Origin of the sequence: Halomonas sp. MCCC 1A11062, from assembly GCF_021404355.1 — a bacterium.
GTDB classification, from domain to species: domain Bacteria; phylum Pseudomonadota; class Gammaproteobacteria; order Pseudomonadales; family Halomonadaceae; genus Halomonas; species Halomonas aerodenitrificans.
Genome location: NZ_JABFTW010000027.1, coordinates 25,492 through 46,723, shown reverse-complemented (window position 1 = coordinate 46,723; position 21,232 = coordinate 25,492). Strand labels below are relative to the sequence as shown.

At 64.9% G+C, this 21,232-nt stretch carries 22 protein-coding genes; 11 read left to right on the top strand and 11 right to left on the bottom strand.

The genetic code is table 11. From position 1 onward, the window contains the following. Positions 1–24: 24 nt before the first annotated feature. From HOP58_RS20070 to lgt, 3 genes are all read right to left on the bottom strand, one after another. Entirely contained in the window at positions 25–1,110 is a 1,086-nt protein-coding gene (locus HOP58_RS20070) for a L,D-transpeptidase family protein (protein ID WP_086511155.1), read from the bottom strand. A 111-nt stretch (positions 1,111–1,221) separates the two neighbouring features. Then, positions 1,222–2,685, bottom strand: coding sequence for a cardiolipin synthase (gene cls, locus HOP58_RS20065; protein ID WP_234261342.1), 1,464 nt, complete (start codon positions 2,683–2,685; stop codon positions 1,222–1,224). Further along, positions 2,685–3,500, bottom strand: coding sequence for a prolipoprotein diacylglyceryl transferase (gene lgt / locus HOP58_RS20060; protein WP_086511160.1), 816 nt, complete (start codon positions 3,498–3,500; stop codon positions 2,685–2,687). Before lgt ends, cls begins: the two co-directional genes overlap by 1 nt. Before the next feature lie 685 nt (positions 3,501–4,185). On the opposite strand from lgt, the gene HOP58_RS20055 reads away from it, so the two are divergent. The 8 genes from HOP58_RS20055 (at position 4,186) to HOP58_RS20020 (ending at position 9,995) form a co-directional block, all read left to right on the top strand. After that, positions 4,186–4,602: a hypothetical protein gene (locus HOP58_RS20055; protein ID WP_234261341.1), complete on the top strand. Its 417-nt coding sequence runs from the start codon at positions 4,186–4,188 to the stop codon at positions 4,600–4,602. A 109-nt stretch (positions 4,603–4,711) separates the two neighbouring features. Further along, positions 4,712–5,215 carry a Spy/CpxP family protein refolding chaperone gene (locus HOP58_RS20050; protein ID WP_234261340.1) on the top strand — a complete coding sequence of 168 codons (504 nt, stop codon included), beginning with the start codon at positions 4,712–4,714 and terminating at the stop codon, positions 5,213–5,215. Positions 5,216–5,285: 70 nt separating this feature from the next. After that, complete coding sequence (locus tag HOP58_RS20045; RefSeq protein WP_234261339.1) at positions 5,286–7,565, top strand: heavy metal translocating P-type ATPase; 2,280 nt, start codon at positions 5,286–5,288, stop codon at positions 7,563–7,565. Beyond that, positions 7,562–7,825, top strand: a complete 264-nt coding sequence (locus tag HOP58_RS20040; RefSeq protein WP_140162530.1) for a DUF2933 domain-containing protein — start codon at positions 7,562–7,564, stop codon at positions 7,823–7,825. Before HOP58_RS20045 ends, HOP58_RS20040 begins: the two co-directional genes overlap by 4 nt. A 78-nt stretch (positions 7,826–7,903) precedes the next feature. Then, positions 7,904–8,215, top strand: a complete 312-nt coding sequence (locus HOP58_RS20035) for a hypothetical protein (RefSeq protein ID WP_234238362.1) — start codon at positions 7,904–7,906, stop codon at positions 8,213–8,215. A gap of 69 nt (positions 8,216–8,284) precedes the next feature. Beyond that, positions 8,285–9,388 (top strand): cytochrome D1 domain-containing protein, encoded by a 1,104-nt coding sequence (locus HOP58_RS20030; RefSeq protein WP_234261338.1) that lies wholly within the window; start codon positions 8,285–8,287, stop codon positions 9,386–9,388. 14 nt (positions 9,389–9,402) lie between these two features. Further along, positions 9,403–9,555, top strand: a complete 153-nt coding sequence (locus HOP58_RS20025) for a hypothetical protein (RefSeq protein ID WP_191224410.1) — start codon at positions 9,403–9,405, stop codon at positions 9,553–9,555. Further along, positions 9,552–9,995: a DUF411 domain-containing protein gene (locus HOP58_RS20020; protein WP_234261337.1), complete on the top strand. Its 444-nt coding sequence runs from the start codon at positions 9,552–9,554 to the stop codon at positions 9,993–9,995. Before HOP58_RS20025 ends, HOP58_RS20020 begins: the two co-directional genes overlap by 4 nt. 56 nt (positions 9,996–10,051) lie before the next feature. Here the strand turns inward: HOP58_RS20020 and HOP58_RS20015 are convergent, their stop codons facing one another. Both HOP58_RS20015 and HOP58_RS20010 read right to left on the bottom strand, forming a co-directional pair. Next, on the bottom strand, positions 10,052–10,492 hold the full coding sequence (locus tag HOP58_RS20015; RefSeq protein WP_086511171.1) for a YtoQ family protein: 441 nt from the start codon (positions 10,490–10,492) through the stop codon (positions 10,052–10,054). A 282-nt stretch (positions 10,493–10,774) separates the two neighbouring features. After that, positions 10,775–11,614, bottom strand: a complete 840-nt coding sequence (locus HOP58_RS20010; RefSeq protein WP_234261336.1) for an MOSC N-terminal beta barrel domain-containing protein — start codon at positions 11,612–11,614, stop codon at positions 10,775–10,777. 109 nt (positions 11,615–11,723) lie between these two features. Here HOP58_RS20010 and HOP58_RS20005 point away from each other — a divergent pair, with 109 nt between their 5' ends. From HOP58_RS20005 to HOP58_RS19995, 3 genes are all read left to right on the top strand, one after another. Next, entirely contained in the window at positions 11,724–11,996 is a 273-nt protein-coding gene (locus HOP58_RS20005; RefSeq protein ID WP_234244996.1) for a DUF5666 domain-containing protein, read from the top strand. A 73-nt stretch (positions 11,997–12,069) separates the two neighbouring features. Then, on the top strand, positions 12,070–12,453 hold the full coding sequence (locus HOP58_RS20000) for a Rieske 2Fe-2S domain-containing protein (protein WP_234261335.1): 384 nt from the start codon (positions 12,070–12,072) through the stop codon (positions 12,451–12,453). A gap of 108 nt (positions 12,454–12,561) precedes the next feature. Then, the gene (locus HOP58_RS19995; protein ID WP_234261334.1) at positions 12,562–13,443 is read left to right on the top strand and encodes a DMT family transporter; all 882 of its coding nucleotides are present in this window, start codon (positions 12,562–12,564) and stop codon (positions 13,441–13,443) included. 75 nt (positions 13,444–13,518) lie between these two features. Here HOP58_RS19995 and HOP58_RS19990 read toward each other — a convergent pair whose 3' ends face one another. From HOP58_RS19990 to HOP58_RS19965, 6 genes are all read right to left on the bottom strand, one after another. After that, entirely contained in the window at positions 13,519–14,292 is a 774-nt protein-coding gene (locus tag HOP58_RS19990; protein WP_234261333.1) for an enoyl-CoA hydratase-related protein, read from the bottom strand. A 101-nt stretch (positions 14,293–14,393) separates the two neighbouring features. Beyond that, complete coding sequence (locus HOP58_RS19985; protein WP_234261332.1) at positions 14,394–15,242, bottom strand: 3-hydroxybutyryl-CoA dehydrogenase; 849 nt, start codon at positions 15,240–15,242, stop codon at positions 14,394–14,396. 14 nt (positions 15,243–15,256) lie between these two features. Then, a complete protein-coding gene (locus tag HOP58_RS19980; protein ID WP_234261331.1) occupies positions 15,257–16,888 on the bottom strand; it encodes an acyl-CoA synthetase in 1,632 nt (543 codons plus the stop codon). 81 nt (positions 16,889–16,969) lie between these two features. After that, on the bottom strand, positions 16,970–18,763 hold the full coding sequence (locus HOP58_RS19975) for an acyl-CoA dehydrogenase (RefSeq protein WP_234261330.1): 1,794 nt from the start codon (positions 18,761–18,763) through the stop codon (positions 16,970–16,972). A gap of 157 nt (positions 18,764–18,920) precedes the next feature. Further along, a complete protein-coding gene (locus HOP58_RS19970; protein WP_010629362.1) occupies positions 18,921–20,330 on the bottom strand; it encodes an MFS transporter in 1,410 nt (469 codons plus the stop codon). Positions 20,331–20,572: 242 nt separating this feature from the next. Next, positions 20,573–21,208: a class I SAM-dependent methyltransferase gene (locus HOP58_RS19965; RefSeq protein ID WP_234261329.1), complete on the bottom strand. Its 636-nt coding sequence runs from the start codon at positions 21,206–21,208 to the stop codon at positions 20,573–20,575. Positions 21,209–21,232: the final 24 nt, after the last annotated feature.

Genomic DNA, 21,232 nt, shown 5'->3' with positions numbered 1-21,232 from the left:
TCGCTCACGGCCTTACCAAGACAACTAGACGGCCAGTTCGCGCCAGAGCAGATGATCCTCTTCAGGCTCCTCTTCTTCGGGCTCCGGTTCCGGCTCGGGCGCCGGCGTCAGGGCAATGACCTCCCCGCTGGGATTCTCGAGCAGCTCGCGCAGCATTTCGTAGTTCAGGGCCGTTGCCGGCTCGTCATCGTCACGCTGCAGCATGGCCAGCGTTTCCATCAGGTTGGCCATGCCGGTTTCCTGCTCGCCCAGCGCCTCGTAGACCTGCACGTAGGGCGTGTCGCCGTCCCAACCCGCCTTGATCGGCTGGTTGATGAGGTGTACCTGCATACCGACCGGCACGCGGTCGAAGATCGACTCGATGTCCTCGGGGAACATGCGGATGCAGCCGCGGCTGGCCCGCATGCCGATACCATCGGGCAGATTCGTGCCGTGAATGAGATAGCCGGGGATGTCGAGCAGGATGGCATGCCTGCCCAGCGGGTTGTCCGGCCCCGGCGGCACCACGGCGGGCGCCGTTTCGCCACGCGCGGCGGCCTCCTCACGCACCGAGCGGGGCGGATACCAGGCCGGGTCCTTGAGCCGCATGGTGGTCTTGGTGATGCCCAGCGGCGTATCGAAACCTTCGCGACCGATGCCGATGGGATAGGTCTCGACGCGCGGTGTCTCACCCTCCCTCGTCGGCGGGTAGTAATAGAGCCTGAGTTCGGCCACGTTGATCACGATGCCCTTGCGCTCTACCGGGGGCAGGATGAAGCGGCCGGGAATCAGCACTTCGGTGCCCTCGCCCGGCATCCACACGCTGACATCGGGGTTGGCACGGCGGATCTCTTCGTAGCCGACGTTGTTGGCGCGGGCTATGTCGAGCAGGGTCTCCTCGGCTTGTGCCTTGACAACGTAATCCTCGCCGATGACGTCGCCCTGCTCAGGCAGAGGATAGTGCCCCTTGGGCCACTCCTGCTCCGTTTCGTTGCCGTTTTCCTCCGGTGCTTCCTCGGCCCAGCTCATCCCGGCCAGCAACACGGTGGCCAGTATGCCCAGACCAAGGGACAACCAGGTCTGGCGTCGCAAGAGCCAGTTGCACTCACGTACCGCAGCGTAAAGGTTCATAGCATTGCCTCTTGCCTGTCTATCCTTAGGAAACTAATGAAAAATGCCCCTATCATAACGATCTGTGCAAAATTCGACACCTCATGGGCTCCAGGTTCACCCTGCGCCGGTTCACAGCACGGGCGCAAAGAGGTAGGCGCCCCGCCCCGCGACACGCTGCCAAAGCGGCCGGTCGAGAATGTCCTCAGCCGTCATCTGGCGCGATCTGGCGAAGTCACGGTCGAACATCGCCTCCACATCGCTGGCAAACTCCCGGTCCATGATCAGCGCCGTCACCTCGAAGTTGAGGCGGAAGGAGCGATTGTCGAGGTTCACCGTGCCCACGGCGGCCCAGACGTCGTCCACCAGAAACGCCTTGCCGTGCAGAAAGCCTTCCTGATAGCGATGAATTTCGACCCCGGCGTCGATCAGCGGCCCCAGAAAGGCATAGGCCGCATAGAAGGTCAGCAGATTGTCCGGTCGCTCGGGAATCAGGATCCTGACATCGATACCGTTGAGTGCCGCCAGCTTGAGCATGCCCTGCACACCCTCGTCGGGAACGAAATAGGGGCTCGAGATCCAGATCCGCTCGCGCGCGGAATGGATTGCCTGCTGGATCATCAGGCTGGCGGTCTCGAAGCGATCCGCCGGACCGGTGGGCAGGATCAGTGCCGGCACCCCATTGACCGAAGGTACGGTGGGCTCCCAGGGTAGATCGGGCACCTCCTCGGTGGCCCAGTGCCAGTCCTCGATGAAGACGAGCTGCAGCGCCAGCGCCGCCGGTCCCTCCAGCTTGAGGTGAGTGTCACGCCATGGGCCAAGATCCTCGTGGCCGTGGAGATACTCGTCCCCAATGTTGAAGCCACCCACCCAGGCGCGCGCTCCATCGGCCACCACGATCTTGCGGTGATTGCGAAAGTTGAGCTGGAAGCGGTTGCCCGGCCCACGCGTCGAGTGGAATCGGTGTACGTTCACCCCGGCATCGCGCAGCGTCTGCAGATAGGCGTTCGGCAGTTTGTAGCTACCGATCTCGTCGTACAGGAAATAGACCTCGACACCTTCGCTGGCCTTGGCAATCAGGCGCTGCTGGAGCTCGCGGCCGAGGTCGTCGTTGCGCACGATGTAGAACTGCACCAGCAGGTAACGCTCCGCAGCGTCGATACCGGCAAAGATGCTGGCGAAGGTCTCCTCACCGTCGATCAACAGCGTGGCGTCGTTACCGCCCAGGTAAGGCAGCTTGGCCAACTGCTCCACGCCGGCCAGGTGACGGTGCTCGTGCGGCCACTCGACACCATGCGCGCGCAGCTCGCCGAGCTTGTCCGCCAGGGCTCGGGCCAGCTCGGAATCCTCGTCACGACGCGAGGTGACATAGCCTTCGAAGGTGTTGCGCCCGAAGATCCAGTAGGTCGGCACGGCGACGTAGGGAATGGTGTTGAGCGAGACGATCCAGGCGATTGCCCCCTGGGACGTGCGGCTCGACATCAGCGCTTCCACCGACGACACCAGCCCTACCACATGCGCCACCAGCATGAACACGGCCAGCTTGCCCCAGGAGCGGCGCCCCCGGGGCCGTGTGCGCGTCAACCAGGCGACCATCAACTCGCCTCTTGCGCGGAAGTCGACACCGCGACTCGCTCATCGCGAGCCTGCCGCCGCGACCATGCGATGAGCGCTGCGCCAGCGGCGATCATCGGCAGGGTCAGCAGCATGCCCATGGTCACCCAGCCGAAGGCGATGAAACCGATATGGGCATCGGGCAGGCGCACGAACTCCACGGCAAAGCGGAAGACGCCGTAGAGCAGCAGGAACAGTCCCGATACCAGACCTCTGCGCCGAGGGCGGCTCGAGATCCACCACAGCACCGCGAACAGCACCACACCCTCGAGGGCAAACTCGTAGAGCGCCGAAGGGTGGCGTGGCTCCGGCCCCAGGTGCGGGAACGGCATGGCCCAGGGCAGATCGCTCACGCGCCCCGGCAGTTCGTGGTTGATGAAGTTGCCGATGCGCCCGGCGCCCAGCCCTATCGGCACCAGCGGAGCGATGAAATCGGTCAGCTGGAAGAAGGCGAGATTCTTCTTGCGCGCAAACAGCAGCGCCGCCAGCAGCACGCCGATCAGGCCGCCATGAAAACTCATTCCCCCATCCCAGAGCCGGAAGGCCCACAGCGGGTTGGCCAGGAACTGCTCCATACCGTAGAACAGCACATACCCCAGGCGTCCTCCGGCCACCACGCCGATGGCGGCATAGAACAGCAGATCGCCAATGTCGTCATGAGTGAGCCCCAGGCGATGGGCGCGATAGCGCCCCAGCAGCCAGGCGGCGACGAAGCCCACCACGTACATCAACCCATACCAGTGGATCTGCAGCGGCCCGATGGCGATGGCCACCGGATCGATGTCGGGATAGTTCATCTCGATCGTGCTCCTTGCAGGCACATGGCTGGAGCCATCGCACCTGCGGCGAATTGAGTGTGAATGCCGCTGAGCATCGACATTCCGAATCCAATGCCGGGCACAGCGACACCGCTGTGCGGGCAAGCATCATTCAGAAAGGGGCAGGCGCTATGCCCGCGGAGGGCGCTCCGGTCGCTCGCGAGGGGCGTGGAGAAGCGTCGTGTCGACGGGCCGACGAGGCTCGAGTGAGCGAGGGGCCACTGAGGCAAGCGCTAGGCCGGCACTGGAGCAAACAGGTGTTGCACTCGTACAGGCAGGTTGTTCGCCCCCCTGGGCTTGGCCGTTGTCGGCCTCGAACACGAGGCCAGCGTCCAGAGACGAAGAGGCACCCGTCTGGCAATCGGCGTCAGCGTAATTCCAGGCGCCCAGGGCCACCTGCGGCAGCGTAAGCACGATGCCGAAGAGGAGACAGAGCAGCCAGGCGAAAGGGCGAGAACGCATCGAAATGGATCAACCGAGTGTAGGTCATGGTCGTGCCTAGTCTTCCATGCTCGCAAGCGAGTCGCAAGCGCCCCTGTTCTCATGCCAAAAAAAAGCAAAAAAACAACAACCTATGTGCGGCACTCAGGTTGAGAAAAACGATGCTGATTGATACAAGTCAAAGGGAGGCTCAGCGGGTTCGTCTATTCTGATATTGCCTATCATGTCGGAGCGCCACGCCATGCTGCAGCGGGCCGTTACACCCTCACAGCACTGCATCACCCGTCGCGGGTGGTGCCGCAGTTGGCTTTTCAGCCTGCTGCTGCTGTCGATGGCCGTGGTGTTCGGCGTTCAGGCAATGGCGCATCCAGCGCCGGCATCTCCACACTCCGTGGTCGAAAGCCTTGCGCAAGCAAACCCGCCAGCACCTGCGCCACACTGCGAGCACGGCCACGGCGGGGAACATGCCGCAGAGCTCCTGCTGCGCGCGGAGCGCCTGGACGTCGATGGCGCTCCTTGCCATCGCCCTGTTCCCGCGGTGACACCGCCGCCCGTCGCCGTCACCATCGGCTTGCCCAGTGCCGCTCCCACGCTTGCCAACCCACCGCTCTATCTGTTGACGCAGCGCCTGCGTCCCTGACTCCTCTGCAACACCCCACCTGTCTTGCGGCAATTCCCGGTGACGTCCCACTGGACGCTCGCCAATTCCGGCAGCAAACCCCGAGCGTTCACGCTCGCAGGAGAACGACATGAAACTGCGCAAGCTCGCAATTGCCACGGGCCTCGCCCTGGCTATCGGTACTACCGCCTCCAGCCTGACTCTTGCCCAGGGGATGGGGCCAGGAGGCGGCATGATGGGCGGCGGCATGGGCCCCGGCATGATGGGCGGCGACATGATGCCCTGCCCGATGATGGATGGCGGCAAAGGCATGCTGCAGATGCTCGAGCCCGAACAGCGCAGCGAACTGCGCGAACTCATGCGTGAGCATCGCCCCACCCAGTTCGAGCGCATGGGGCAGCTGATGAACCTGCGCGACGACCTGATGGCTGCCATGCATGCCGAGCGACCCGATCCCGAAGAGGTGCAGGCCATTCATGCTCAGATGGCGGAACTCCATGGCGAGATGATGGCGGAGATGGTGCGCATGCGTAACGCCATGCACGACCTGCTCACCGACGAGCAGCGCGAGCAATGGCAACAGCAAGCCACACCGCAAGCCGACGAGTCGGATGACCACGCGGCCCACCACTGATCGTCGATAGCCGCCTGGTATCGGGCGGCCGGCCACGGCCGCCCGGGAACACGGCGCGAGGGAGCATGCGATGACCACAGCGACGAAACGGATCACCCTGACAGTGCCCGGCATGGGCAGCGACCACTGCGCCGGTATCGTACGCACGACGCTCCAGCGTCTCGACGGCGTCGGCGACATCCAGACCAATATCGCCAGCCACCGAGTCAGCGTCGGCGTCGCGCAGGGCGGCCCCGACGCCGATGCCTTGAAGCAGGCGGTGGAGGGGGCCGGCTATGACGTCGCGGCGGTAAGCGGCGAAGCCGAGGCGGATGGCGAGGCAGATGCCGTCATCGAGGAAGGCTACCTGCGTCAGGCCCGCAAGCGGCTGTGGATCGCCGGCGTGCCCACCACGCTGATCATGATCCTGATGATGCCGCACATGTTCTGGCAGCCGATTCCCGGCTACCTGGCCATCGTCGCCCTGCTCGCCTTCCCGGTGGTGTTCCTGTATGGCGGTGCGGCCACCCATCGCTCGAGCTGGCGCTCGCTGAAGAACGGCACCTTCAACATGGATGTGCTGATCTCCATGGGCAGCCTGCCGCCCTACCTGATCGGCCTGATCGGCTTCGTCTACCCGATGACCTCTTTCATCGAGATGGCGGCCACCATCATGACCTTCCATCTGCTGGGCCGTTATCTCGAGGCACTGGCCAAGGGGCGCGCTTCACAAGCCATTCGTCGCCTGCTGACGCTGGGCGCCAAGACCGCCCGAGTAGAACGCGGTGGCGAAGAGGTCGAGGTGCCGGTCAAGGAGCTCGAGCCCGGCGACATCATGGTCGTGCGCCCCGGCGACAAGATCCCCACCGACGGCGAGGTGATCGAGGGCGAGAGCCACCTCGACGAATCCATCGCCACCGGCGAATCGATCCCCGTCTACAAGAGCGTCGGCGACAGCGTGATCGGCGCCACCATCAACAAGGAGGGGCGGCTGCGAGTGAGGGCCACCAAGGTCGGTGGCGACACCTTCCTCTCCCAGGTGGTACGTCTGATCGACCAGGCCCAGGGCTCGCGGGTGCCGATCCAGGAGTTCGCCGACCGCATGACCGGCCGCTTCGTGCCGGCGGTACTGTTGATCTCGCTGGCCAGCCTGGTCGCCTGGCTGCTGCTTCCCGACGTCTTGCGCCCGATCCTCGACTGGGGCGCGAACTTCCTGCCCTGGGTGAACCCGGAAGCCAGTACACCGGTGCTGGCACTCATCGCCGCCATCGCCGTGCTGGTCATCGCCTGTCCCTGCGCGCTGGGTCTGGCCACGCCGACGGCCCTGATGGTCGGCTCCGGCATCGGCGCCGAGCGCGGCATCCTGATCCGTTCCGGCGAGGCGATCCAGACCTTCAAGGACATCAAGGTCATGGTGCTCGACAAGACCGGCACCATCACCCGCGGCGAGCCGAAGCTCACTGAGGTGGTCACGGCGGAAGGAGTCGAAGAGAAAGAGCTGCTGAGACTGGCGGCAAGCGTCGAGAACGCCTCGGAGCACCCCATCGCTCGCGCCATCGTCGACGGCTCCGTCGAGCGCGGCATCAAGCCCGGCGAGGTCAGCGAGTTTCGCTCCACCGGCGCCCGCGGCGTCTCCGGCAGAGTCGAAGACAAGCAGGTGCTGATCGGCAACCGCCGGCTGCTCGAGGAGGAGGGCATCACAGGGCTGGAAGCGCTGGACGCGGCCATGCATGAGCTCGAAGGCAAGGGGCGTACCGCCGTCATCGTCGCCGCCGAGGGCCGTGCCCGAGGTGTCCTGGCAGTCGCCGATACGCTCAAGGGCGAGTCGGTCGAGGCCATTCGCGGAATGCACGCGCTCGGCCTGCACGTGGTGATGATCACCGGCGACAACGAGCGCGCCGCCCGGGCGGTGGCCGCCGAGGTCGGCATCGACGAGGTCCAGGCCGGCGTGCTGCCCGAAGGCAAGGTCGAGGCCATTCGCAAGCTGCAGGAGAAGCACGGCCCCCACGTGGCCATGGTGGGTGACGGTATCAACGATGCCGCCGCCCTCAAGCAGGCCAACGTCGGTATCGCCATCGGCGCCGGCGCCGACGTGGCCATCGAGGCCGCCGATGTGACCCTGGTAAGCGGCGAGCTCACCGGCGTGGTGGAGGCCATGCACCTCTCCCGCGCCACCTTCAGCAAGATCGTGCAGAACCTGCTGTGGGCCAGCGGCTACAACGTGGCAGCGATTCCCATGGCCGCCGCAGGCCTGCTGCACCCTATGATCGGCGTCATCGCCATGACCGCCAGTTCGCTGTCGGTGATCGGCAATTCGCTGCTGCTCAAGCGCCGTTATGCCCGCCTACCACCCCGAGGAGATGCCTCATGAACGCCCTTCCCGACCCCCGGCCGCAGGAATCCCATCAGGACCGCGGCTCGAGGGATGAATCCCGAGGCTCGTCTTCAGGCGGTTTGCACGCCTGGCTGATGCCCCTCTGCCTGATCCTGATGGGCGGCGCTTTCGTCCTGGTCATGTGGCGCGGACAAACCGCTGGCGGCGCCTGGCTGCTGCTGCCCATGCTGCTATGCCTGGGCATGCACTTCCTGATGCACCGTCATGGCCATGGCCATCGGCATCGCGATAAGTGACGGTGATGAGTTGCGCTGGGTCAATGCAGCGCAACTCGTCTCGCCTTAGGATGAGACCAAGCACCGTGAGGCAACACCATGACGCGATTCGCCCCTTCTAACCTGCAACATCGACGCATCCTGCGCTTGCTGGCGCTGCTGCTCGCGTTGCTGGTGGCGATGAGCAGCCTCACGACGCACGCCGCCATACAGGCCGACTCGGTCGACTGCATCGCCGTCGAACAGCTTCATGAAGCAAACGACAGCGAAGAACATAACTGCGGCACCTGCACCGCAGTTATACCCCGCACGCGGCTGGCTCTCACCGGGCCCGCCGAGCAAACGGCCACGCCCGACGCGGCCTTCATGCCCCACTCCTCGTTGCCCCCGCAGCGCCCTCCTAGAGCCTGATCGACATCGGCGGCCTCGCCGCCTGGCCATTCCGAGCCGTACACGATTTCGTAGATCAGGAGTTTCATCATGACCCTTTTTCGCAAAGGCACCCTTGCTCGTCGCCCCGTCACCGCTGCCATTTCCCACACACACCTGGCCACGCGGTTCCACCCTGCCTTCGGCTGGCTGCTCGCCGTCGGTCTGACGCTTGCCAGCACCGTCAGCCAGGCCGGTCAGATGCCTCACGGCCAGGTGTTCACCGCCAACGAGCATGGCGCCTCGCTGACTCATATCCAACTGGATGAAGGCACCACGACCACACATGACATCGCCATTGCACCGCATAACGTTCAGGTCAGCGCCGACGGGCGCTACCTGCTGGCGGTCGGCGAGCGCGCCGGACACGCGCATGGCGACGATGGCCACACCCATGGCGACGAGCCGGGCAAGCTGAAGGTGTTCAATGCCCTCGATTTCGATGGCACACCGCTCGCCGTCATACCGGTAGGCAGCCATCCGGCGCACGTGGTGAGCGACCTGAGCAGCCAGTTCGCCTTCGTGACCAATGCCGGCGATGCCAGCGTGTCGGTGATCGATCTGGCCGCCCGGGAAGTGGTCGCCACCATCGCCACCGGAGAGTACCCCCACGGCCTGCGTCTGAGCCCCGACGGGAGCGAACTCTACGTGGCCAACGTGATGGATGGCAGCGTCTCGGTGATCGACGTGGCAGCCCGCGAGGAAGTAGCGCGCATCCCCGTGGGGGCAACCCCCGTACAGGTGGGCTTTACCGCCGACGGCGCCCAGCTCTACGTCTCGCTGCGTGACGAGAACCGAGTGGCGGTGATCGACACCGCCACTCGGGAAGTCACCACCGCGGTCGAGGTCAATCGGCTGCCGATCCAGGTCTACGGCACCCCAGATAGCCGGCTCATGCTGGTGGCCAATGAAGGAACGAGCGACGAGCCCGACAACCGCGTCTCGGTGATCGACACCGCTACCCAGCAGATCGTTGCCACCCATGAGGTCGGTGCGGGCGCTCACGGCATCAGCATCGACGCCAGCGGTCGCTTCGCCTTCGTTACCAGCCTGTTCGACGATTCGCTGTCGATCATCGATCTGACAACCGGCGACATCGTTGCCACCCATGCCACCGGCCACGGTCCCAACGGCGTGACCTGGCTGGCCCACTGAGAAGGAGCACCACCATGATGACCGACTGCCTCGCCCTGATGGGCCACATGAGCTGGCTGGGCTGGCTAATGCCGCTAGCCGTTCTCGCTCTGCTGGGCCTCGGCATTGCCGCCCTGCTCAAGTACCTGTTCACCTCGTCCAAGCCCACCACCGGAGCAAGCTCATGAACCCTCGTACCTCATCCCTGCTGCTTTCCGCCAGCCTGCTGCTGAGCGCCGCCGGCACCGCCCACGCCGCACTGCCCGCCGAGGCCACCCTCTACATGAACCCCGAGTGCGGCTGCTGTCACGAGTATGCCCGCCAACTGGAAGAGAAAGGCGTCTCGGTCACCATCATCGACGACGTGGAAGTCGGCAAGATCAAGCAGCAGGTCGGCCTGCCCTTCGGCCTGGGTTCCTGCCACACCACGCTGATGGGCGACTACGCCATCGAGGGCCACGTGCCCTTCGACGCCGTGGAGCGACTGTTCCAGGAGCGCCCGAGGATCGGCGGCATCGGGCTGGCCGGCATGCCCATCGGCACCCCCGGCATGCCCGGACCCAAGCGCGGTGACTGGGACGTCTACCAGTTCACCGACCAGGAGCCGATGCCGTTCATGACGCTGTGATATCGCAACGCGCCGGTACTGCCGGCGCGTTCCAATCCGCTCCAGGGAGCGCCGGATCAGCCGCGCGTCACATAGCGCAGGATCTCGACTACCTGCTCGGTGGTGGTCGCCCAGGCCATGGCCGCGGCATCGACCTCCTTCAGCGGGTGGACGATCTCCTCGCCGTGAAGGGTCACGTACGGCTTGCCGAGTGCTGCGCAGTAGCCGGCATCGAAGGCCGCGTTCCACTGCTTGTACTTGTCGCCGAAGCGCACCACCACCAGGTCGCTCTGCTCGATCAGGGTCTTGGTACGAATGGCATTGACCTTGGCCGACTTGTGGTCGCGCCAGAAGGCGTCGCTTTCGCGTCCCAGGTGGTCGCCTGCGGCATCGCTGGCGTCATGGTCGGTGACAGGCGCGGTGAACACGATGTCCAGACCGGCAGCCTTTGCGCCGCGCTCGATCTCGTCACGCCAGTCGGTATGGATCTCGCCGGATAGGTAGACATGTAAGCTCATCGGGGCGCTCCTGAAGGAAATGGTTCTCCATCATAGCCAGCCGATATTTGTATACAAGTCTTGTGTACCCGTTCGAAATCTCCTTTTTCCAAAGCGTGCCGTAGCGGCGAGACGGATCCCTACACAAGTTGTAGGCAATCTCTTACAGAATGGAGAGGAAATGGATGACATTCGCAATGCGAAAAAGGCGCTACCTTGAACTTACTCACGCCGGTTCTTGCACAGCAGTCGTGAGTCCCTTGCTTATGCCCGCTCTGAGAGCGGGCTTCTTTTTTATCGCTTCTAGCCGATCTGCAGCTCATCCCCGACCATGAGACTCTCTCCCGCTCCACGGAGAAGCGTGGCGTTCTGACCGAAGTAGGCGCCAGGACGCAGCGGCTGGGTCTTCATCTCAATCAGCGTTTGCAGCGGCTCACCGGGAATGTCGATGGTGCCGCGGGCCTGATCGACGGTGGTGATCTTGCAGCGCTGACAGGGTTTGCGCAGCCCGAAACGATACCTGCCATCCTGAGCGGCCAGCTCGCGCCAACCATCCTCGGCGAAGTCGGGAGCCCCCTCGAGCACGATGTTCGGACGGAAGCGGTTCATGGGCAGCGGTGCAAGCCCCTTCTGCGCCAGGTTCCGGTTGAGAGCGTCGAGAGAGGCCTGCGAGGCAATGAGGAACGGATAGCCGTCGGCGAAGGCAGTATGGGCCTCCTCACCTTGCAGGTAGTGCGACTCGACCGGGCGCCGATGCTCCTCGTCGAAGCGCACCAGACGCAGGCTGCTACCACGCAGATCGCCCAGCACCGCCGTCAGCCAGTCGCTGGCCTCGGCACCTTCGTCAAGGGCCTGACAGGCGTCGTCCCACACATAGGCGGTCAGCCTCGGTCGATCGCGGCTCGCCAGCTCGATGGCCAACGGCTCCGCCTCGGGATGTTCCAGCACCAGCCAGTCGCTCTCGAGACGCACCGAGACTCGCGCCATGCCTGGCAGCTGCCGCTGGGTAACGAAGCGCCCCACCTGATCGACCACCATCCAGTGACGGTCATAGGCCAGACCGCGTACCCCCAGCGTGGCTTGCTCCAGGCCGATACCGCCCAGCGACTTGACCGGATAAACGTTGAGTTTCGAGATTTTCACGCTGCTTCCTCTGCTGAACATTTCTTAACTCGCCTTGGCGAGACGCCCCGCATAAGCTGATGACGCAAGTTAAATTGATGCTAGTCTCAGTGGACCAAGGAGAGGAACCATGCTGAAACGTCTTGCCTTGTTGACTGCCGCCCTGCTGCTGACCTTCTCGACGGCCGCTCATGCCAACGATCTCGAAGGCGAGATCGAGTCGCTGGATCGTGAAGCGCGCACCCTGACCGTTCAGGGCATCGTCTTCCACACCGATGACGATACCGATTACGACGACGGCCTGAGCAGCTTCGACGATCTCGAAGAGGGGCAAAGGGTCGAGATCGATTTCGAGTACGACGGCGAGCGCCACCTCGCCAAGGAGATCGAGCTCGAAGACTGACAGCACCCACGGCACTGACAGGCGGGCCGGCATTGGCGACAATGTCGGCCCGTTTGCATTTCAGGACACCATCATGACCCAAGCCTGGCAACAGTATCGTAGCGCACCCGCGCTTGGCACGCGCCTCGTTCGACACGACGAGCTGCCGGTGGGCTCTACCCACAGCCTGACCCTGCAGGGAGAGAAGGGAAGCTTTCCACTGCTGCTGGTGCGCCTCAGCGACGCGCTGTTCGGCTATGTCAACGCCTGTCCTCACCAGTTCCTGCCACTCGACCAGCGCGGCCCGCGCATTCTCAGTCAGGATGGCGAGTCACTGCGCTGCACAAATCACGATGCCACCTTCTCCGCCCGCACCGGCGAAGGCACCGGCGGGCTTGGCGTCGACTGTGCGCTCGACCCGGTGCCGGTGAGCGTCGACGCCGAGGGCTGGGTCGTCGTTGGCGGGCCGGACGAGTAGGCATCGTTGATGCATATCATCATGTTTATTGATGGATAGAAGGCTATCCATCTTCCGGCCGTTTCGTTTACGCTCACCGTTCAGCCACTGCTCGCCAAGGACCGTTGCATGACGCCGGCCGATTCCCTGCGCCTGATTCTGCTCTCTTCGCTATGGGGCATGTCGTTCATCTTCATGCGAGTGGCGGTACCCGAGTTCGGCCCGGTACCGCTCATCCTGGTGCGCATGGGCATCGGTGCGCTGCTGCTGCTTCCGCTGCTGCTCAGCCTGCGCTATCTCAAGCTGGTGTGGGAGAACAAGGGCGGCCTGCTGCTGCTCGGGCTGGTGAACCATGTACTGCCCTTCGTGCTGCTGGCACTGGCCACCGTGCGTCTGGAGGCGGGCTTCACCTCGCTGATCAACGCCACCACGCCGATCTTCACCGCCCTGCTCGGTGCGCTGTTCTTCACCACGCCAGTCCAGCGTCAGCAGTACCTGGGTCTGGCACTGGCCTTCTTCGGCGTCTACGTGCTGTCGGCCAACCGGCTGGACTTCGCCCTGGGCGGCGATGGCTGGTTCATCCTCGCCGCGGTGGGCGCCACCTTCTGCTACGGCGTGGCGACCAACTACTCCAAGACCTACCTGTCGCACCTGCCAGTACGCGTGCTCGCCGCCGGCAGCACTGCCATGTCGGCGCTGATTCTGCTGATCCCCGGGCTGCTGCTGTGGCCCAGCGAGCCGATCGGCGGCCTGGCGTGGGGCAACGCCCTGGGCCTGGCCGTGTTCAGCACCACCCTGGCCTTCCTGCTCTACTTCGGGCTGATCTCGAGCGCCGGTGCCACCGCCACCTCGACGGTCACTTTCCTGGTGCCGGTGAGCGCCCTGCTATGGGGCTACCTACTGCTGGACGAACGCCTCAGCCTGCAGGTGCTGGTGGGCATGGCCATCACCCTGGCGGGCACCGCCATTGCCACCGGCATGATTCGCTGGCGACGCCGCGAGCTGGCCTGAACCGACACGCTGTAAACGAACGAGAGCGGCAGCGTCGTTACGCTGCCGCTCTCTCGTTACCGCACCGCTGATGAATCAGAAGTTGGGCTTGCGCTTCTCGACGAAGGCGCTCATACCCTCCTTCTGCTCGCTGCCGGCAAAGCCCAGCGCGAACAGGCTGGTCTCCAGCGCCAACGCACTGTCGAGGTCCTGATCCATGCCATCGTGCACCGCCTGCTTGGCGCTGCGCACCGCCAGCGGGCCGTTGCCGGCGAGCTGTTTGGTCAGTTCCTCGGCATAGGCCTCGAGCTCGGCCAGGGGCATCACCCGGTTGACCAAGCCGATACGCAGGGCCTCCTGAGCATCGATCTTGCGCCCAGTGGTAACCAGGTCCAGTGCCATGGCCGGTCCTACCCGACGCGGCAGGCGCTGAGTGCCGCCGAAGCCGGGAATTACCCCGAGCAGCACCTCGGGCTGGCCGAAGATGGCGTTGTCGCTGGCTACGGCCCAGTCGCAGGCCAGCGCCAGTTCGCAGCCGCCGCCAAGACAAAACCCGTTCACCAGGGCGACCACCGGCACCGGCAACGTTTCCAGTCGCTTGATGGTACGCAGGGCCTGGCTGGCGAAGGCGCGTGCCTCCTCCGGGGTCTTGGTGCGCATTTCGGTGATGTCGGCACCGGCCACGAAGGCCTTCTCACCCGCGCCGGTGATCAGCAGGGCGCGCAGGTCGCTGCGCTTCTCCAGCTCGGTGAGCAGCGCTTCCAGCTCGGTGAGCACGGCGCTGTTGAGGGCATTCAGCGCCTTGGGACGGGTGATGGTCAGGCGCACGACGCCGGCGTTGTCGACCATCTCGATCAGCTTCTCGCTCATGGGGGCTCCTTGCTTGTAGTCAGAACGATACCGACCAACCCTAGCGAACGCTTGGTTGGTCGGCAATCCTTTCTTGGTCGAGCGCAGTAGTGAATCGTCGCTTATTGGTAGATGTGGAAGCCGCGCCCTGATTTCCGCCCCAGATAACCGGCCGCCACCATGCGCCTGAGCAGCGGACAGGGGCGATATTTCGGGTCGCCGAAGCCCTCCTGCAATACCTCCATGATCGCCAGGCAGACGTCCAGGCCGATCAGGTCGGCCAGGGCCAGCGGCCCCATCGGGTGAGCGGCGCCAAGCTGCATCGACTGATCGATGTCCTCGGCGCTGGCGGCGCCCTCCTGCAACAGGAAGGCGGCCTCGTTGATCATCGGGATCAACAGGCGATTGACGGCGAACCCGGGCGAGTCGGCGATGGCCACCGGCGTCTTGCCGAGCTGCCGGGTCAGTTCCTCGATGCGCGCCGCGGTGGCATCAGAGGTCTGCTCGGCGCGGATCACCTCGACCAGCTTGAGCACCGGAACCGGATTGAAGAAGTGCATGCCCACCACCCGCTCCGGACGCTCGCACACCGCAGCAAGCCGGGTCAGCGACAGCGACGAGGTGTTCGAGGCCAGAATGGCATCGTGGCTCAGCCGGCTCAGGTCACGAAACAGCTTCTCCTTCAGCGCCGGCTGCTCGGGAGCGGCCTCGATGATCACCTCGCAGCCGCGCAGGGCCTCCAGCGAAGTGGTCGTCTCCAGGCGTGCCATGGCCTCGGCCTTGTCGTCGTCACTGAGCTTCTCCTTGGCCACCAGCCTGCCGAGCCCCTTGTCGATGGCGGCCTGGGTGCGGCCCAACTGCTCGGCGGCCACGTCGTAGAGCCGCGTGGGAAAGCCGCTGGCCACCAGCACCTGCGCGATGCCCTGCCCCATGGTGCCGGCGCCGACCACACCGATTGCCTGTCGTGTCATTGTCTTGCTCCCGTTCACTGCTTGCGCGCTTCTTCGCGCAGGACGAATTTCTGGATCTTGCCGGTAGAGGTCTTGGGCAGCTCGGTGAAGATCACCGTCTTGGGCACCTTGAAGCGTGCCAGATGCTGGCGACAGTGCTCGATGATGTCGGCTTCGGTGACCTCGCCGAAGCCCACCTTGAGCTTGACGAAGGCGCAGGGCGTCTCGCCCCACTTCTCGTCGGGCTTGGCCACCACCGCGGCCTCCTCAACAGCGGGATGGGAGTAGATGGCATCCTCCACCTCGATGGTGGAGATGTTCTCGCCACCGGAGATGATGATGTCCTTGGAGCGATCCTTGATCTCGATGTAGCCGTCAGGGTGCCACACGGCGAGATCGCCGGTGTGGTACCAGCCACCCTCAAGCGCCTGCTCGGTGGCGGCCTCGTTCTTGAGATAGCCCTTCATCACGTTGTTGCCACGCATCAGGATCTCGCCGATGGTCTCACCGTCCTTGGGCACCGGCTCCAGGGTGTTGGGGTCGGCGACACAGAGCGCTTCCAGCATGTGATAGCGCACGCCCTGACGCGCCTTGATCCTGGCCCGCTCCTCCAGCGGCAGCTCGTCCCACGCCTCGCGCCAGGCGCACACCGTTACCGGCCCGTAGACCTCGGTGAGACCGTACACATGGGTCACTTCGATACCGAGCTTCTCGACCCCAGCGATCACCGAGGCGGGCGGCGCGGCGCCGGCGGTGGTGACCTTCACCGGGTGGTCGAAAGCACGCTTCTGCTCCGCCGGCAGGTTGACCAGGCCGTTGAGTACGATCGGCGCACCGCTGAAGTGGGTGACCTTCTCGTCGACGATCAGGTCCATGATCTTCTTCGGATCGACCCTGCGCAGGCAAACGCTGACGCCGGCATTGGCGGCGATGGTCCAGGGGAAGCACCAGCCGTTGCAGTGGAACATCGGCAGGGTCCAGAGATAGACCGGATGATGCGGCATGGCCCACTCGAGGATGTTGCTCACCGCGTTGAGGTAGGCGCCGCGATGATGGTAGACCACCCCCTTGGGCTTGCCGGTGGTGCCCGAGGTGTAGTTGAGCGAGATCGCCTGCCACTCGTCCTCCGGGAGCTGGTAGGCGTACTCCGGATCGCCCTCGGCCAGTAGCGCCTCGTACTCCAGCTCACCGATATGGCGTGTTTCGCCCTCGTACAGGGCGTCGTCCACGTCGATCACCAGCGGCTTGATCGCCAGGCGCGAGACGGCGTCCTCGATTACCCCGGCGAACTCGGGGTCGACCAGCACCGCCTGAGCCTCGCCGTGCTCGAGCATGTAGGCGATGGCCTCGGCGTCGAGGCGGATGTTGAGGGTATTCAGCACGCAGCCGGCCAGCGGCACGCCGAAGTGCGCCTCGAACATGGCCGGCACGTTGGGCAGCATGACGGCCACCGTTTCACCGGGCTGGATGCCGCGTTTCTCCAGCGCCGAGGCGAGCCTCCGGCAGCGGCTCCAGGTCTCTCGCCAACTGCGACGGATGTCGCCGTGGATCACTGCCGGGTAGTCCGGGTAGATGGAAGCGCTGCGCTCGATGAAGGTCAGCGGCGATAGCGCCACGAAGTTGGCCTGCGTCTTGGGCAGGTCCTGTTCGAAGATGCTGTCGTTCATGGTGGGCTCCGAGTGGGTATCGTTCTTATAGGTACTGTCCTGACCACCGACCGCCGGCGTGGCGGCCGGTAGAGTAACGGCTCAGGGAAGCGTGACCCGATAGTCGGCCAGACTCTGCATGCCGGCCTCGATCACGCTGCGGTTGGCGCGCCCGACCGGCAACCACTGACGCAGAGCGTAATCGGCGGCGGCGAGCTTGGCGCGATAGAAGGGGTCGCTGCTGCCACCCGCCTCGACGGCACGCGCCTTGAGGGCGGCCCGGCCCATCTGCCAGGCGCACAGTACGTGGCCGGCCAGGCTGAGGAACGGCGTAGCATAGGCCTGCACGGCGTCGGCGCCGTGCTGCGGGTCGCGGCTCGCTTCGAGCACCAGCGCCATGGCGGCACGCAGATCGGCGGCACCGGCGGCCAGGCTCTCGCCCAGGGCGGCAAGTTCGCCGCTCTCGCGCAGCGCGTTGGCGGTGGCCTCGACCTCGTCGATCAGCCCACTCAGCGCCGCCCCACCGTCGCGGGAGAGCTTGCGCCCGGCCAGGTCGAGCGCCTGAATGCCGTTGGTGCCCTCGTAGATCGGTGCGATGCGGGCATCGCGCAGCAGCTGGGCGGCGCCGGTCTCCTCGATGAAGCCCATGCCGCCGTGCACCTGAACGCCGAGCGAAGCTATCTCCACCGCCTGATCGGTGGAGAACGCCTTGACCACCGGGATCAGCACGTCGACCCTTGCCTGGGCCGCTTCGCGCTCGGCGGCATCTGCCGCGTGGCGCGCCACGTCGAGCTGGGCGGCGCAGTAGAGCGCCAGCGCCCGCAGCGCATCGGTACGAGCGCGCATGGAGAGCAGCATGCGGCGCACGTCGAGATGCTCGCTGATGGTGGCCTCGGCGCCGCGTGCCCTGCCCTGTACGCGATCCAGTGCATAGGCGAAGGCATGCTGGCAGGCACGCTCGGCCACACCGATGCCCTGGATGCCGACCTTGTGACGCGCCTCGTTCATCATGGTGAACATGTGATTCAGGCCGCGTCCCTCTTCGCCCACCAGGTAACCGATGGCGCCATCGTTCTCACCGAAGCTCAGGGTGCAGGTGGGCGAGCCGTGGATGCCCAGCTTGTGCTCGATGGAGGCGCAGGTGACGTCGTTGCGCTCCCCCAGCGAGCCATCGGCATTGACCAGGTATTTAGGTACCAAGAACAGCGAGATACCCTTGTTGCCCTCGGGGGCATCAGGTGTACGAGCCAATACCAGGTGGATGATGTTCTCACTGGCGTCGTGCTCGCCCCAGGTGATGAAGATCTTCTGGCCGAACAGGCGGTAGTGATCGCCCTCTTCATCAGGGCATGGAACTGCTCGCGTGCGCACCTTGGAAAGATCGGAGCCGGCCTGGGGCTCGGTGAGGTTCATGGTGCCGGTCCAGCTGCCCTCGACCAGCTTGGGCAGGTAGGTCTCCTTGAGTGCGTCGCTGCCGTGGTGGGCCAGCGCCTCGATGGCACCGGCGGTCAGCATCGGGCACAGACCCAGCGCCATGTTGGCGCCGTGGAGCATTTCCTGCACGCTGCTCGCCACCACCTCGGGCAGACCCTGGCCGCCCAACGCCTGGGACACACCGATGCCATTCCAGCCGCCTTCCGCATAAGCCTGGTAGGCCTCGGCGAAGCCGTCCGGCAGAGTCACGCCGCCATCCTCACGCCGCACGCAGCCCTGGCGGTCGCCGCTGGCATTCAGCGGTGCCCACACTTCGCCGGCGAGCCTGGCCGCCTCCTCCAGTACCGCTTCGACCAGGTCGGGGCTGGCTTCCTCGAAGCCGGGCAGATCGAGGGAGCGATGCTCGAGCAGTTCCTCGAGCACGAAGCGAAGGTCACGAACGGGAGCGACGAAGGGAAACATGGAAGCACCTCAGGAAAAATGATAACAGCGATAGTAGATATACTACTTTTAGTTGGCCATTATCACTAGGTCGCAGCCTGGTGGCCAGTGCCGCTCTCATGGGCGCATGAAAAACGCCCGATGCGAAGGCATCGGGCGTCATAGAGGGTCAGCAGTTTCAGCGTCGAGGATCGCTGTCGAGCGCTTCCTTTTCTCGCTCCACGGCCGGGACGTCATCCTCACCATGATAAAAGACGATATGCGGCTCGTCCGGTGGCGGCGGGCCAACCAGGGGCTCGGCGACCTCCACTTCGGGTACCACGTTGGAGAGATCCTCCATGTGCTCGTGCTCGATAGCGCCCTGCACCAGCTCTTCGGTGACGGTGAGCTCGGCACCCACCGGCGACATGGGAGTATTGGGCGAGAATGGCGCCACCGGTACCGGCGCCGGGCGCACGCTGCGCCGCCAGGTGAAGAAGCCCACCAGGAACAACCCCAGAGCGCCAAAAGCCCAGAACAGCCCGGCATCGCCCACCCAGGCCATGGCCGGTGAAATCAGCGGCGGGCTGACCGTGGAGCCGATGGCGTTGATCAACAGTAGGCCCTGGCTCATGCGCACCAGCGCTCCGGCCGGGGCCCGGTCGGCGGCATGGCTCACTGCCACCGGATAGAGTGCGAAGACCCCGCCACCGAGCAGGAACAGCAGCGCCGCCAGCACCCAGGTGGTAAGCGGCAGCAGCAGCATGCCGGCCGAGATCAGGGTGCAGAACGCTCCGATCATGATCAGCACGATCTGGCGATCGTGGCGGTCCGACCAACGCCCGAGGGGGTACTGCAGCAGCATGGCGCCGAGGATCACCACCGCCATCATCTGCCCCACCTGCGCCACCGTGAGTCCGATGCGCTGTAAATAGAGCGGCAATAACGTGTAGACGGCGGCGACCGCCAGGCCCGAGCCGAAGCTGCCCATCACCCCGGTGGGGGTCATGACGATAAGCCGCATCGGCGAGAGCGGTTCGGCGTGCTCGATCAGCGGCGAGACCCGCGGAATCATCGCCATGGGCAGCACCGACAGCGAGGCCAGCATGCCGATGACCATGAACGGCGCGGCCTCGCCCATGGCATCGGTGACACCGAGCAGCAGCTGGCCGAGGACGCCGGCGGCATACAGCGAGATCATGTAGAGGGCGAGCAGCCTGCCGCGCACCTTCTGGTCGCCAGAGGTGAGCAGCCAGCTTTCGATGACCAGATAGACCCCCACGGTGGCCCAGCCGCCGATCAGGCGCAGGCCGAACCAGGCCCAGGGGTCGAAGATCAGCGCCTGCAGCAGCACCGTGACAGCCACCAGCGAGGCAAAGCTGCCGTAGGCACGAATGTGGCCGATGCGCAGCAGCAGCCGGTCGTTGAACATCGCCCCCAGCGCCAGGCCGATGAAGTAGGCCGAGGAGACCCAGCCGATCACGACCGGCGATTCGCCGGCGGCGTCGAGCCGCAGCGTGATTAGCGTGGCCAGGAAGCCGTTGCCGATACCTAGAATGAAAAGACCCAGCAGGGGGGCCAGGGCCATGGCCAGCAGTTGCCGCGACATCAGCGCGCCTCTCGACAGAACCGAAGAATGGACAAAGGAAGAAAGATGGCAGAAAACGCCGTGGAACGCTGCCCATCGCCGTTGCGTTTGGCATTCGAACGGCCAACGCTTGGGTGGGGCGGCGCGAATCATACGCTCGGCAGCGCCGGTGTCAAATGCTTAATCCTCTTCCTCTCTGCCAGTCAGAGCAATCCACCATTCTAGATCAAAAAAACAGCAAGACAGGCCAAAAATAGCCTGCATCAGCGCTTCTGCAGCAAGGCCACGTCGGCGGCCGGAAACTCGACGCTCATGCCCAGGTGCTCGGCCAGCCACTCGAAGCTCGCCTCGCTGAAGAAGCACACATGAGTGGGGTCGAGAATGTAGTGCCAGCGTGCGAAGGCCTCCTCACCGGTCATCCGTTTGGTCATCAGCCCCAACCAGCCGCCCGCTGGCAGCAGCGCCGCTAGCCGCGCGAGCTCGCGCCCCGGGGCGAACAGATGCTCCACCACCTCGGTAGCGGTGATGAAGTCGTAGCGGCGCTGGAGCACGCTGGCATCGGGCGCATAGAACGGGTCATAGACCGCCATCGGGTGGCCTACCTCCTCGAACATCAGCGATAGCGTCGGGCCGGGACCGGCGCCGAAATCGAGGCCGCTGGCTCCCGGCGCCAGCCGGTGCTGCAGCGGCTCGAACAGGCGCGACAGGAAACGCCGATAGCCGGGGTCGTCGGGGCGGTTCTGGTGCTGATTGTAGACCGCCCTCTCCTGCTCGGGCGACAGACGCTGTTCAGGCGGCACGAAAGCCAGCCGGCAATTCTCGCAGCGGTAGTAGTCGCGCCGCGCATCGTGATGAAAATGGCGCGAATGCGGGCTAGCGCATAGCGGGCAGGTCGGCATCGTCGTATCCTTCATGGCCTGACG